This window comes from Erwinia tracheiphila (assembly GCF_021365465.1).
Lineage (GTDB): Bacteria > Pseudomonadota > Gammaproteobacteria > Enterobacterales > Enterobacteriaceae > Erwinia > Erwinia tracheiphila.
In genome coordinates, this window is the sequence record NZ_CP089932.1 from 3858728 (window position 1) to 3872249 (window position 13522).

The 13522-nt window shown below is 57.6% G+C and carries 11 protein-coding genes and 3 pseudogenes; 4 read left to right on the top strand and 10 right to left on the bottom strand.

All coding sequences use genetic code 11. From position 1 onward, the window contains the following. The first annotated feature begins 114 nt into the window (after positions 1-114). Positions 115-1154, top strand: a pseudogene (locus LU633_RS20190) (IS481 family transposase). A 211-nt stretch (positions 1155-1365) separates the two neighbouring features. Here the strand turns inward: LU633_RS20190 and LU633_RS20195 are convergent. The 3 genes and pseudogenes from LU633_RS20195 to LU633_RS20205 form a co-directional block, all read right to left on the bottom strand. Beyond that, a pseudogene (locus LU633_RS20195) lies at positions 1366-2461 on the bottom strand (IS256 family transposase); the annotation flags it as partial. Continuing rightward, positions 2442-2840, bottom strand: coding sequence for a site-specific integrase (locus LU633_RS20200; protein WP_052734709.1), 399 nt, complete (start codon positions 2838-2840; stop codon positions 2442-2444). The pseudogene LU633_RS20195 and the gene LU633_RS20200, both read right to left, overlap by 20 nt. A gap of 95 nt (positions 2841-2935) precedes the next feature. Further along, positions 2936-5670: pseudogene (locus LU633_RS20205) on the bottom strand (CHC2 zinc finger domain-containing protein). A 133-nt stretch (positions 5671-5803) separates the two neighbouring features. Between LU633_RS20205 and LU633_RS20210 the strand changes: the two are divergent. Continuing rightward, a complete protein-coding gene (locus LU633_RS20210; RefSeq protein WP_046372298.1) occupies positions 5804-6163 on the top strand; it encodes a helix-turn-helix domain-containing protein in 360 nt (119 codons plus the stop codon). Positions 6164-6244: 81 nt separating this feature from the next. After that, a complete protein-coding gene (locus LU633_RS20215) occupies positions 6245-6559 on the top strand; it encodes a SymE family type I addiction module toxin (protein ID WP_046372058.1) in 315 nt (104 codons plus the stop codon). Positions 6560-6602: 43 nt separating this feature from the next. Here LU633_RS20215 and LU633_RS20220 read toward each other — a convergent pair whose 3' ends face one another. The 7 genes from LU633_RS20220 to LU633_RS20250 form a co-directional block, all read right to left on the bottom strand. Further along, positions 6603-6923 (bottom strand): hypothetical protein, encoded by a 321-nt coding sequence (locus LU633_RS20220; RefSeq protein ID WP_016191094.1) that lies wholly within the window; start codon positions 6921-6923, stop codon positions 6603-6605. Between the two features lie 375 nt (positions 6924-7298). After that, positions 7299-7787: an SMI1/KNR4 family protein gene (locus tag LU633_RS20225; protein WP_016191092.1), complete on the bottom strand. Its 489-nt coding sequence runs from the start codon at positions 7785-7787 to the stop codon at positions 7299-7301. Positions 7788-7797: 10 nt separating this feature from the next. Further along, on the bottom strand, positions 7798-8154 hold the full coding sequence (locus LU633_RS20230) for a hypothetical protein (RefSeq protein WP_200896933.1): 357 nt from the start codon (positions 8152-8154) through the stop codon (positions 7798-7800). Positions 8155-8436: 282 nt separating this feature from the next. Continuing rightward, the gene (locus LU633_RS20235) at positions 8437-8595 is read right to left on the bottom strand and encodes a hypothetical protein (protein WP_157275229.1); all 159 of its coding nucleotides are present in this window, start codon (positions 8593-8595) and stop codon (positions 8437-8439) included. Positions 8596-8739: 144 nt separating this feature from the next. Further along, positions 8740-8955: a hypothetical protein gene (locus LU633_RS20240; protein ID WP_152664201.1), complete on the bottom strand. Its 216-nt coding sequence runs from the start codon at positions 8953-8955 to the stop codon at positions 8740-8742. A gap of 52 nt (positions 8956-9007) precedes the next feature. Continuing rightward, positions 9008-9991, bottom strand: coding sequence for a site-specific tyrosine recombinase XerC (gene xerC, locus LU633_RS20245; RefSeq protein ID WP_233482032.1), 984 nt, complete (start codon positions 9989-9991; stop codon positions 9008-9010). Then, positions 9891-12974: a CHC2 zinc finger domain-containing protein gene (locus LU633_RS20250; RefSeq protein WP_233481946.1), complete on the bottom strand. Its 3084-nt coding sequence runs from the start codon at positions 12972-12974 to the stop codon at positions 9891-9893. The genes xerC and LU633_RS20250 overlap by 101 nt, the downstream gene beginning before the upstream one ends. 133 nt (positions 12975-13107) lie before the next feature. Between LU633_RS20250 and LU633_RS20255 the strand changes: the two genes are divergently transcribed. Next, the gene (locus LU633_RS20255; RefSeq protein WP_046372298.1) at positions 13108-13467 is read left to right on the top strand and encodes a helix-turn-helix domain-containing protein; all 360 of its coding nucleotides are present in this window, start codon (positions 13108-13110) and stop codon (positions 13465-13467) included. The last annotated feature ends 55 nt before the right edge of the window (positions 13468-13522 follow it).

Sequence of the window (13522 nt, forward strand, 5' to 3'; positions counted from 1 at the left end):
CACCCATTAATGTGTATTCGTCGCGACGTAATCTGACACCGGACCCTGAAAGATTGAGAGTTACAGGTTTTGATATGGGTGTCGAAACCTTAAACAAAACGCGAGGTCACCCTCATGCTCCATACTCACAATCCCATCATCAAACACAAAGCCGGCCTGCTCAATCTCGCCGAATAACCCGGTAACGTCTCAACAGCCTGCAAGAGCACGGGCGTGTCACGCGACACCTTCTACCGTTATCAGGAGCTGACGAAGAAGGCGGCATTGACGCGCTGGTTAACCAGAACCGCCGGGTTCCCAACCTGACGAACCGCGCCGACGAAGCCACTGAACGCGCGGTTGTTGAGTACGCCGTTGAGTTCCCGGCCCCCGGGCAGCACAGGACCAGTGATGAGCTGCGTAAAAAAGGCGTGTTTACCTCCGGCAGCGGCGTGCGCGCCATCTGGCAGCGACACGACCTGGAGAGCTTCCGTAAACGCCTGAAGGCACCTGAGGAAAAGTTCGCCAGAGAAGGTATCGTGCTTACCGGTGCCCCAATCGCCGCGCTGGAGAAAAAGGCGCATGATGATGAGGCCAGCGGCGAAATCGAGACCGCTCACCCGGGCTATCCCGGGTCGCAGGACACCTTCTGTGCTGGCGATCTGAAAGGTGTGGGCCGTATCTGCCCGCAGACGTTCGTGGATACGTACCCGAAAGTGGCGCACTGCAAGCGGTATACGAGTAAAACGCCGAACACCGCCGCCGGCCTGCTAAATGATCGGGTACTGCCGTTCTGTGAGGCTCAGGGGCTGCCGATGCTGAGAAGACTGACCGACAGGGGAACGGAGTACTGTGGTAAGGTGGAGCAGCATGATTACCAGCTTTATCTGACCATCAACGATATCGCCCATACAAAAACGAAGGCGATGTCCCCACAGACCAACGGCATCTGCGAGCGCTTCCATAAAACGATTTTGCAGGATTTTTATCAGGTTACGTTCCGCAAGAAGTGATATGGGGACCTGGAGAGCCTGCAGGCAGATCTGGACAACGGGTTGTGGCATGACAATAATGAGCGAACTCATCAGGGAAAAATGTGCTGCGGGCGAACGCCAGTGGCCAGGTTACCTGATGGAAAACGTGTCTGTGCAGAAAAGGATCTGAACCGGATGTAATCTGACAGACACCTGTATAAATAACCGGGAACTGTCAGATCAGGTCTGAGCTAGTACAGTTTAAGCCCCCTTTTAGGGGGCGGTGTCAAAGCCACCTGCTATGCAGGTGGCTTTTTACTATTGAGTTGAAAACTAGGTTTACAGGGTCGGGCTGCCTGTTCCTCCAGCGAGGCGGCGACCCTGTAAATAATTCTGTGTAACTGCCACCACGTCAAAGGTGAACGCTCAGGCGGTCACCGAACTCAATAATAAAGCGGCTCATCGCCAGCCGACAGTTCTGGATCGGCATACTCCATTTTTTCGATGCCGACTGGATTGCCAGGTAAATAACCTTTCGCACTGAGTCATCCGTCGGGAATACCTTGCGTTTCTTAATGGCGGCACGGATCACGCTGTTCAGCGACTCAATGGCATTCGTGGTGTAGATAGCTTTTCGGATGTCAGACGGATAGCCGAAGAACGTATTGAGGTTTTCCCCGTGCGCACGCCAGCTTTTGCTGATTTGTGGATATTTGTCATCCCATTCTTCGGCGAACGCAGCCAGCGCCATCCGTGCGGCCGCTTCTGTTGGTGCCTGATAAACGGTTTTCAGCCCGCCCGTGACCGCTTTGTAGTCCTTCCACGCCACGTATTTCAGGCGGTTACGCACCATGCGGATGGTGCACAGCTGGATGTGAGTCTGCGGATAGGCGCTGTTTATCGCATCCGGGAAGCCCTTCAGGCCATCCACGCAGGCAATCAGGATGTCCTGAAGGCCGCGATTTTTAAGTTCCGTCAGCACGTTCAGCCAGAACTTTGCACCTTCATTTTCAGCCAGCCACATCCCCGGAAGCTCTTTCCGGCCTTCGGTATTGATGCCCGGTGCCAGGAACACCGCTTTGTTAATCACGCCGCCATTCGGCGACCTGCTCTTTAACGGCATCCGTGACTTTTGATATCAGGGGCGGTGACACATCAGCATCGTACATCTCTTTGAACGTATCGACGATTTCCCGCGTGGTCATGCCTTTGGCATACAAGGATAAAATCTGGCTGTCCATCTGCGCGATACGCGTCTGATTCTTCTTAATCAGCAGGGGTTCAAAGGTATTTTCCCGGTCGCGCGGCGTGTTTAGCCCGATTTCACCGTCGTTGCACAGCAGCGTTTTCGAAGAGTAGCCGTTGCGGGTATTGGTGCCGGTTTTAGGGGCATTTTTCTCATGCCCGAGGTGGTCAGTCAGTTCTGCATTGAGTGCCGTTTCAACGGTCAGCTTCGTGAGCATGCGGGAAAACTGATTAAGGCCGGCCTCAGTTTTGAGGCCTTTGGCAGTTCAGCAGGTCGGCGGGGTTGTAGAGGATAACGTGCCGTTTCAGCAGCCAGCGCCAGCAGTTCCTGATCGCGCTCAGGCGGTTTAGCTGCCCGCCCACAACCAGCGGCTGACCGTCTGCCTTGCGGTAGCTGCGCAGATATCGCTGGTAGCTTTCCAGCACCTCAAGGCTCACCTGCGCTGCGTACAGTAGCCCGCGTTCTTCGCACCACGTCACGAACGGCAGCCGCCGCTCACGGTAACCTTCGGTGCTGCGCGGGCTGTAGCCCTGCGCGTCAAGGTGCGCGAGCCACGCGATCACATGCTGGCGCTGCGTGGTGTTCGGGGTCTGACGGCTAAGATAAAGCTCTCCCGCCGAGGGAGGGATCGGTTTTGTCATGAGGATTGTCCTGATTGGGGTACAGTACGATGAAGATAAGAAGAGAGGATGGAACAGTGGTTTTATTACAGCCCGACCGCTTGCGGCTCCGGGCCTTATTTGGCGCACTCTGCCGGGGTTTTCAGCCCCCTGAACGCCGACCGGGACGCCGCCACCCCCGACCGGCGCGGATCGTACTCCGGTTTCTTCTCCGCTTCCGGCACGTCGATCAGCCCGCACAGGTGCGCCCCGTCTGCGCTGCCGTCGCCGTCAAACAGCAGTTCATAGCAGAACGTCAGCCCGCGACGGTGAACCAGCAGGTACTCCATTTCAGCCAGCCGCGCGAGGTGGTTCTTAAGCTGGGTATCGCCCCACTGCACCGCATCGCGCAACTGCCTGCGGGTGAACAGCATCGCAGCGTGCGGCCTAAGATCTCATGCGCCAGTTGATTGGCGAGCGCGATATCGTCCCGCTGAACCTCGATGTACTCGACTATCTGCCCGCGATGTTCCACGCGTTTCACCTCCCGCTGGTACTGGTGCAGCAGCGCGATTGACTGGATCAGGGTGAGATATTTCATATGGTCGCGCCGGGTGCGCGTTTTATCGCTCATAAAGGTCAGCTGCGGGGCGAACGGATTGACCACCTTCAGCGGACGTAACAGCCGCTGTGCGTTCTGGTGCAGCCGCGTGACGTGCGCTTTTTCACTCACCATCAGCAGCCCTTCCAGCGTCTGCGCATGGCGCTGGGCCGCGTGTATCGCCTCCGTCTGCGCCCGCGACTCGTTCACCGTCAGCACCAGGCAGCGGTTCAGCAGCTCCTCGTCCACGTCAATGGCCGTGGTGGTCAGCATCAGCATCACCGGGCCTTTCACCCTGTACTGCTTTGTCACCAGGTTGCCCGTCGACTCGTCCTTGCCCGTTGAGGCTATCGTCAGCTCGCCGTCACTCTGCAACAGCTTCAGCGCATAGGCTGCCTGCCGTACCCCTTCCTCCTCAGCTATCGCCAGTATTTTGTGCTGTAAGTTCGTTTCACCCAGATAGAACAGGCTCTGCCCGGTCATCGCGCTGTACAGCATCCGCTCTTCCTCCGGGATCAGGTTCAGCACCGCATCCATTAAGCTGGACTTGCCCGCCGCGCTCGACGACTGGATCAGCACGGCCAGCGGTTTCTCCAGCCTGCGCGACACGGCGGCAAGATAAGCGGCTAACAGATTGGTCGATTCACCCACCACGCCGCACGCCACCATATCCGATGCGATACGTCCGGCAAGATCCGGCGCGCGTAGCAGCGCCAGCGCCTCATCGCGCTGCGCGTCGCTCATCTCTGGTACGGCGTTCTCCGCTTCCGGCTGTACCTGCCAGTGCTCCAGCGCCAGCAGCACTTTACCTAAGCTGCGACGCAGATCACCCTCCGCCAGCCCCAGTTCCGCCGCTGCCGTCCGCGCATAGCCGGAACGCGAGCGGGCGCTCATCATGTCCACGCTGTCGGCGAACATCACCCCGCTATCCGTGTCCACAACCTGCGCGTTTACCTTCATCATGCCCGATCCGGTTTTCACATGGACGAAGCCGCGGATCTGCCAGCGCTGGCCGTCAATGTCCAGTTGCAGATCGCCGCCCGGCAACGCCTCAACCACCACGCCCGGCGCGGGTGACACAGCCGCCTGCACGGCGGCCACATCAGCAGCTAAGGGTAAAACTGTTGCAGGCTGCGACGCGGGGATCGCCGGGCTGACGGCCTCCACCGCTGCCGCGTCACCCATCGCCACCGCGCCGTCTATCAGCAGGGTAAAGGCGGTTTCCGGCTCCGCCACCTGGCACAGATATTCATTCGCATCCATCCCCGCCGGGAACGCCACCCGGAACGGCGCGATGCCGTCGGCGGCTAACGAAGAAGCCAGCCTGACCGCCGCCTCATTGCCCGCCGGATCGTTGTCGAAGGCGATCAGCACCTGCTTCACACCGTGGGCGCGGAACGCCTGCCGCATCTCGTCAGTGACGCCATTCACCCCATACGCCGCCGTGACGTTGCGCAGCCCCGCCACCCAGAACGACATCGCGTCGATCAGCGACTCGCACAGGATCACCGTCCTTGAGCCGACCAGCGCCACCTCATTCCACACGCCCGCGTGCGGGCCGGGCAGATACAGGTGCAGCGGCGTGCCTTTGCGCAGCCTGTCGGTGATTTTGCGTCCGTACATCTCCCGGATCTGACCGTTCAGATCCACAACCGGCACAACCAGCGAACCGGTAAAATGCTCATGACCGGACTCACGCAGCACGCCCGCCGCCTGCAACCGGGCGCGGATCTTTGCCCCGGCCTGCACCGATTTCGGCGGCAGGCGGTAGGCCAGCGTGCGGCTGGCGAAGCCCAGGCGGAACTGCGCAACCAGTTCAGGATGGTTAAGGCGGCGCTTCTCCAGATACGCCACCGCCTCCGGCGCGTTCAGCAGCGAGTGATGGTAAAAATCCACCACCCGCCCCAGCAGCGCCTGACGGCCCGCCTCATCCTCCGCGAAGAGGGCCGGTTCCTCCTTTGTGACCAGCGGCGCAACGGCGGGATTGTCGCCCAGCTCGCCGCGCAGCCGCTCCACCGCCTTACGCAGACTCAGCTTTTCAGTGTGCATCAGCCAGTCCAGCACCGACCCGCCCGCGTCGCAGCCGAAGCAGTGGTAGAGGTTTTTCGCTGGCGTGATCACCATCGAGGGGGTTTTCTCGTCGTGGAACGGACACCGCGTCACCAGGTCTTTACCGCGCTTAAACACCTGTCGCCCCTGCGCCTGCGCAACGGTGGCTAAAGAGACGGCTGCCTTCAGGTGCTGTAACTCCGTTTCTGCGATGCGTGCCATAGAACTGCTCCTGATAAAACCTTGTCAATACCATATGTGTGTTTTATTATGGTACATATATATGTACTTTCGTCAAGAGCGTTTCAGATTAGGGGGTAAAATCATGAGCAACACGACTTACTGGTACTTACCCATGCCCCTATCTGAACGACTGTTCGAGTTACGCAGGCAGCACAGCCTGTCACAACAGGCTATGGCCGATGCAGTCGGCATCCATGCCAACAGCTGGAAGAAGTACGAGACCGGCCAGGCCCAGCCCTCCATCGACATCCTGAAGAAGATCGCCACGGCGCTGCACGTCAGCACGGACTTTTTGTTATTTGATGCACACGAACGTGTACCAGAAGGTGAGCTTTCATTGCAGTTTGAGGCCATCGTCCAGCTACCCGAAGAAGAGCAGAACGTGGTTCGGGAAGTACTGGAGAGCCTGATTATCAAGTACCAGACCCGTCGCTGGGATTCAGCGAGGCAGGCAACGAAGAAGAGAGAGTAACAACGGTTTTTTAACGCGGACCGGAAGTGTTGAAGCACCGCCAGCCCGCTAACCACAGGCAACTAAACGGAGTAGTTGATCATGGCTGAACACGATTGTATTTCAGAAGGGAAGATTGCCAAAGCGGAACGGCGCTGTATTGTGGGCTACCGTCCAAAAGGCGGTGACCGCAGCACACCGCAGGTGAACATTGCGGGTAAGTGGCTGGCTGAGGCGGGGTTTGCGGTGGGGACGGGCGTCAGTCTGAAGGTGCTGGATGGCTGTCTGGTGCTGATCCCCGACAGCCGCGAGGAGACGCGGTTACGCCGGGAACAGGCACAGCTTGAGCAGCAGAAGCGGGAGATGGAGCAGACCCGGCAGCAGGCGCTGGCGTTGCTGGCGAAGGTCAGCGGCTAAAAATAAAGCCGGAAGGATCGTGGAGATCGCTTCCGGCTTAAAGTTAATTATTATTTACAATATCCCATATTTCATCCTTTATCTCCTGATATATCTTGTTTAACTGGAACCTTTCATCAAAATCATCCCTCCATATATAATAATCAGAGAAAGAACCATTTCCCTTATCCATCATCTTCCATGTATCACAAGAACTGTAAAAAAAATAATCCGGATTATTGCATTTATTATTCATTGACCATTCAAGTTTTTCTATTATAGAGTCAATGCCACGAATCCAGTTATCTTCTTTCTCTCTAATAAGGATGACTTTTAATTCCTCGAGTTTATCCAGTAGATTTTTCGACAATGTTTTATTGTACATATCATCACCTTAACGGCCAACTATCCATTATACCAACACCTTTCAGTTGCCAAGGCTGTTCAACGAATATTTGAGTAACATTCTGACCACCAAGATAAGCGCCTCCCTGATAACCCACTGGACCTTCATATATAGTTGTTCCCTTAGGTATTAAGACCTTATATACCGATTCAAAACAGTTATTAGGCTGATCCTGATTTAACATGGCGTTGCTGTGCGGGAACACAGCAACGAGTTGCAGGAAGCACGGGAACAACTTTATCAGGCGCAGCAGGTGGTGAAGGGGATTAAGGACGGAATGTTTAGTGTGCTTAACGAGGGTTAAATAATAAAGGCCGGGTAGAGATCATTTTCTAACCCGACTTAAATATCTAATTAATCGTAAGCATCACCGTGATCTTTATTCTTCCAGTAAATATCATTACCGCCTGAATTATATAGTTCAGTTAATAATTCCGTGAAACTAAGGGCTATGATTGGACAACTGCCAGCAACTCCATGAATTTCATAATTACTATCATAACAACGTCCATTTCTCTCAAGAGATAGATCTATAGACAAATAATCATTATTATCTGTTTTTCCAATAAAATACCACGAGGAAGATATATCATCATCACATGATTCGCCTACAATAATTTGATTTGATTGCAATATTTCATCCTTTGATAAAATACGAAATGAAATCATGGCATGACCATCACAAAACAATCTTACGCCATTACATTTTCTGTAAAAATAAACAATATCATCAGGATATTTCAATGTACTGGCAGGTAATGTAGGTAAACTCCCATTCGGGGGTATTACTTCACATCGGCTATCTTTATTAAACAAGTCAAGTAATAAGTCTATTTCCTTCATATTATCCACCTCAAAAAATAACAGATTCAAAAGAACCATTATATAAATATTGGTTTACCGCTCGATAATAGGCATCACGACTTGCAGCAGGAACGTTAGCTGCATCAAACATTTTTTCTGAAAGATTCTTCATTTCCCTATTACTAACAGTAGACCAATCAACCTTCCCACCAACTGGTTTACCTGTCTTTTGTTTTAACCAATCACGATATGTAGCTTTTGTTGCTGCATGATTATCCGCAGATAAAGCAATAGTTGGAGAATTAGTAGGATATTTACCACCATATGAAGGAACATTTTTTGACATCCAAATATCAAGTACGCCGTGATGGTTTTCTAAAGGAGAATTACTTGGGCGGTAAGGCACAATATCAAATTCCTTAACCTCACCGCATTTAAGACCTAACGGATCGATCCAACTAAGTGGATTCGGTACGTAAGCATACGCGTTCAGCCCCCCGCCAGCCCTATCGGGTCATCGGAACGATCCCGGCATGGTCACACTTTTTAACACCCGGCAACCCGCGTCACGCCTGCGTTTTTAAAGAGCAGCTTTTACAACAGTAACAACACGTTAACCCAACTTTCCCGACACGCATTTTCGCGCCCGTTCACCATACCTCCGACGCCACAACCTGTCATTAGTCGCTCACGCTGATGGGGTTTTACCCGGCAACCCGTGACGGGGACGCAGCTTGCTGCGGCTCCGGCGCGGGTTCTGCGGGCGCGGGCGGGCATTAACGCCCTTCAGCGGAGGCCGCAGGCCGACAACACCACCTGGCGCACTTTCACACGGCACCGTTGCCACAGATGCGCACCGGAGCCGCCAGGGACGGCGGCGACCTGCTGAAGACGCACACCAGTGCTGACAGCAGAGCGAACGCCAGTGAGCTGTGCGCTGCACCGCGCTAAGATGCTGAACGCGGGGGCAAGCCGCACGCCGTGGCCCGGGTCAGCACGCGAAGCGCCCGGCGCTGAACGGCGCCGACATAATGCGTGTTACGCGTTGTGGGCCGCTCCGTCGGCCCGTTTCGCGTAATCCCCCCACGTTATGTTTAATGGACGCACGTCCGGCAACTGACCCGCAGAGTACCCCACCGCCCGGTGCCGGACGGGCGGCCATTGACCCCCGCGCTCGCTGAACATGATGAAGGGCGGAGCGCGCCACGGACGGCGCGCTCCGCCTGTCCACGGAACACTACCCGCTTACAGGCTCTGAGCTACTTTTTCGGGCTGTCCGGCTTGCGCTTTCTGCGTCGCGTTTTCGGTTTCCGCTCTGCCGGATGGGTCTTCTCATGCACCGCTTTCAGATGCCCGATAGCCACTTTGGTGTATATTTGTGTGGTTTCCAGCTTTTCATGGCCTAAGATAGCCTGGATGTGTCGCGTGTCCGCACCGTTCTCCAGCATCTGCGTCGCCATTGAGTGCCGGAACACATGACACGCCCCCGCTTTTTTCAGCCGCGCCTGTTCACGGATAGCGCTTCCCGCCAGTATCGTCAGCGTTGACCGGGCCAGCCGTTTGCCCCATATCGTCACGAACAGATAGCCGCTGTCGTGCCTGCCCGTCAGTCCTGGCCGCACGGCATCCAGATAGCGCTGGACCCAGACCAGCGCCCGCAGGCCAACCGGAACCACCCGGTCTTTGTTGCCCTTTCCCTGTCGTACCAACAGAACCCCGCGCCCCACGTCAACATCGGCCAGCATCAGTCCGGCCAGCTCTGAACGTCTTAGTCCCGTGCTCCACAGCATTTCCAGCACGGCGCGGTTTCGCAGTCCGGTTAACGTTTCCGTGTCCTGCGCGTCCATCACCGCTTCCGTCTCTTCCTCGCTCAGTATCTGCGATGGTAATCGCTTCTCCGCTTTCGGCAGCATCATCTGTTCGGCGGGGTTGTACAGGATATGATGCCGTTGCAGCAGCCAGCGGAACAGCATCCTGATGGCCGTCAGGCGGTTAAGCTGTCCCCCTTGTGCCAGCGGTTTGCCGTCTGCCTTGCGGTAACCGTGCAGATGGCGCTGATAGGCTTCCAGTACCGACAGGCTCACCTGTGCCGCCTGCGTCAGCCCCCGCTCTTCACACCACGTCACGAACGGCAGCAGCCGCTCACGGTAGCCCTCCACCGTCCGGGCGCTGTAACCCGCACCGTCCAGGCTTTCCAGCCACATCAGAACATGCCGGCGCAGCGTGAAGGGGTGAGCATTCAGGTGAAGCGTTGTCGGGTCGGGCGGAAGAGGCCGGGTCATGGTGTGCATCCTGCGTTAAAGGTGACGATGACGGTATGGTTACGGTGTGACTTTTGTCCTGCTGCCGGAACGGTGCTTTTTCATCTGCCCCGACCGCTTTACCGTTCAGCCCTTTATCCGCGCGGGCTGAAGCCTGCTTTTGCTTTCCCGACCGGCTACCGACCGAGGCCCGGCCGGGGGCCGGCCGCTTACCCCCTGACCCCGACCGGGCGGCATCGTACTGCATCTCAGGCGGGTCGCTGTCCGGCACGTCGATAAGCCCGCACAGGTGCGCACCCTCTCCTTCACCGTCGAACAGCAGCTCATACAGGAACGTCAGTCCGCGACGGTGAACCAGCAGGTATTCCAGTTCACTCAGCCGGGACAGGTGGACCTTCAGCTGCGTGTCGCCCCACCGCACCGCGTCGCGCAGCTGCTTTCGCGTGAACAGCCATTCACCACGCGGCTGGCCGCTCTCCTTCACCCACGCCTGTATCAGCATCAGCAGCCTGCGCGTCTGCGGCGGCATCTCGTCCAGCGTCCGCCCCAGGATTTCATGCGCAAGACGGTTCGCCAGCACGATATCGGCACGCTCAACACCAATATACTCCAGTACCTGCCCGCGATGCTCAACCCGCTTCACCTCCCGCTGATACTGGTGCAGCAGCGCGACAGACTGGATTAACGTCAGGTACTTCATATGGTCGCGCCGGGTGCGCGTTTTATCGCTCATAAAGGTCAGCTGCGGGGCGAACGGATTGACCACCTTCAGCGGACGTAACAGCCGCTGTGCGTTCTGGTGCAGCCGCGTGACGTGCGCTTTTTCACTCACCATCAGCAGCCCTTCCAGCGTCTGCGCATGGCGCTGGGCCGCGTGTATCGCCTCCGTCTGCGCCCGCGACTCGTTCACCGTCAGCACCAGGCAGCGGTTCAGCAGCTCCTCGTCCACGTCAATGGCCGTGGTGGTCAGCATCAGCATCACCGGGCCTTTCACCCTGTACTGCTTTGTCACCAGGTTGCCCGTCGACTCGTCCTTGCCCGTTGAGGCTATCGTCAGCTCGCCGTCACTCTGCAACAGCTTCAGCGCATAGGCTGCCTGCCGTACCCCTTCCTCCTCAGCTATCGCCAGTATTTTGTGCTGTAAGTTCGTTTCACCCAGATAGAACAGGCTCTGCCCGGTCATCGCGCTGTACAGCATCCGCTCTTCCTCCGGCATCAGGTTCAGCACCGCATCCATCAGGCTGGATTTTCCTGCCGCGCTCGACGACTGCACCAGCACCGCCAGCGGACGCTCCAGCTTACGCGAGGTCGCCGCCAGATACGCCGCCAGCAGGTTCACCGGCTCGCCCACCACCCCGCACGCCGCCAGGTCTGCCGTCACCCGCTCAGACAGCTGCGGGTCACGCAGCAGCGCCAGCGCATCATCACGTTCCGCCTCCGTCATCTCCGCGCCGCTGTTCTCCGCTTCCGGCTGCGCCTGCCACTGCTCCAGCGCCAGCAGCACCCGGCCCAGCGACCGCCTCACCTCACCTTCCGCCAGCCCCAGCTCCGCCGCCGCCATCCGCGCATACCCCGCACGCGAGCGGGCACTGAGCATGTCCACGCCGTCCGCGAACACCGCACCGCTTTCCCGGTCCAGCAGCTGCACGTTCAGCTTCATCGCCCCGCCGCCCGGCTTCACCTGCGCCAGCCCGCGCACCCGCCACTGCTGCGACCCCAGGCTGATGAGCACCTCGCCCACGTCTCCACGCTCAGCCACCACGCCGGGAGCAGCCTGCTGTGCAGCAACGCCCGCCGTTAAGGAAGAAGCTGCTGTGACCCCGTTGCCAGCCTGCTCCGGCTTTACCGCCACCGTTTCGGGCAGCACCGCATCCCGCACCGGCTGCGCCGACTCAGCAAGCAGCCGGAACGCCGCCTCCGCCTCCGACACCCGGCACAGATACGCATTCGCATCCACTCCGGCGGGGAACACGATACGGAAGCAGTCGATCTGCATCCCGGCCAGCTCCGCCGCCAGCTTCACCGCCGCACCGTTGCCCGCCGCGTCGTTGTCATACGCGATCAGCACCTGCTTCACCCCGTGCTCTGCAAAGGCCCGGCGGTGATCATCCGTAAAGCCGTTCACCCCGTAAGCCGCCGTCACGTTGCGATACCCCGCCACCCAGAACGACATCGCGTCGATCAGCGACTCGCACAGGATCACCACGGACGAGGCAGCCAGCGCCTGCCCGTTCCACACCCCGCCGTGCGGGCCGGGCAGATACAGGTGCAGCGGCGTGCCTTTGCGCAGCCTGTCGGTGATTTTGCGCCCGTACATCTCACGGATCTGACCGTTCAGATCCACAACCGGCACGACCAGCGAACCGCTGAAGTGCTCGTGCCCGGACTCACGCAGCACGCCCGCCGCCTGCAACCGGGCGCGGATCTTCGCTCCGGCCTGCACCGATTTCGGCGGCAGGCGGTAGCCCAGCGTGCGGCTGGCGAAGCCCAGGCGGAACTGCGCAACCAGCTCAGGATGGTTCAGGCGGCGCTTCTCCAGATACGCCACCGCCTCCGGCGCGTTCAGCAGCGAGTGATGGTAAAAATCCACCACCCGCCCCAGCAGCGCCTGACGGCCCGCCTCATCCTCCGCAAACAGCGCCGGTTCATCCTTTGTGACCAGCGGCAAAACGGCGGGATTGTCGCCCAGCTCCGCCCGCAGCCGCTCCACCGCCTTGCGCAGACTCAGCTTTTCGGTGTGCATCAGCCAGTCCAGCACCGACCCGCCCGCGTCGCAGCCGAAGCAGTGGTAGAGGTTTTTCGCCAGCGTGATCACCATTGAGGGGGTTTTCTCCTCGTGGAACGGACACCGCGTCACCAGGTCTTTACCGCGCTTAAACACCTGCCGCCCCTGCGCCTGCGCAACGGTGGCTAAAGAGACGGCGGCCTTCAGGTGCTGTAACTCCGTTTCTGCGATGCGTGCCATAGAACTGCTCCTGATAAAACCTTGTCAATACCATATGTGTGTTTTATTATGGTACATATATATGTACTTTCGTCAAGAGCGTTTCAGATTAGGGGGTAAAATCATGAGCAACACGACTTACTGGTACTTACCCATGCCCCTATCTGAACGACTGTTCGAGTTACGCAGGCAGCACAGCCTGTCACAACAGGCTATGGCCGATGCAGTCGGCATCCATGCCAACAGCTGGAAGAAGTACGAGACCGGCCAGGCCCAGCCCTCCATCGACATCCTGAAGAAGATCGCCACGGCGCTGCACGTCAGCACGGACTTTTTGTTATTTGATGCACACGAACGTGTACCAGAAGGTGAGCTTTCATTGCAGTTTGAGGCCATCGTCCAGCTACCCGAAGAAGAGCAGAACGTGGTTCGGGAAGTACTGGAGAGCCTGATTATCAAGTACCAGACCCGTCGCTGGGATTCAGCGAGGCAGGCAACGAAGAAGAGAGAGTAACAACGATTTTTTAACGCGGACCGGAAGTGTTGAAGCACCGCCAGCCCGCTAACCA

What these genes read in the sequence shown, in the direction of transcription:
- LU633_RS20225 (WP_016191092.1), bottom strand. Translation starts at nt 7,787, where the DNA reads ATGAAGGAAATAGACTTATTACTTGACTTGTTTAATAAAGATAGCCGA.
- LU633_RS20210 (WP_046372298.1), top strand. Translation starts at nt 5,804, where the DNA reads ATGCCCCTATCTGAACGACTGTTCGAGTTACGCAGGCAGCACAGCCTG.
- LU633_RS20200 (WP_052734709.1), bottom strand. Translation starts at nt 2,840, where the DNA reads ATGACAAAACCGATCCCTCCCTCGGCGGGAGAGCTTTATCTTAGCCGT.
- LU633_RS20220 (WP_016191094.1), bottom strand. Translation starts at nt 6,923, where the DNA reads ATGTACAATAAAACATTGTCGAAAAATCTACTGGATAAACTCGAGGAA.
- LU633_RS20215 (WP_046372058.1), top strand. Translation starts at nt 6,245, where the DNA reads ATGGCTGAACACGATTGTATTTCAGAAGGGAAGATTGCCAAAGCGGAA.
- LU633_RS20255 (WP_046372298.1), top strand. Translation starts at nt 13,108, where the DNA reads ATGCCCCTATCTGAACGACTGTTCGAGTTACGCAGGCAGCACAGCCTG.
- LU633_RS20250 (WP_233481946.1), bottom strand. Translation starts at nt 12,974, where the DNA reads ATGGCACGCATCGCAGAAACGGAGTTACAGCACCTGAAGGCCGCCGTC.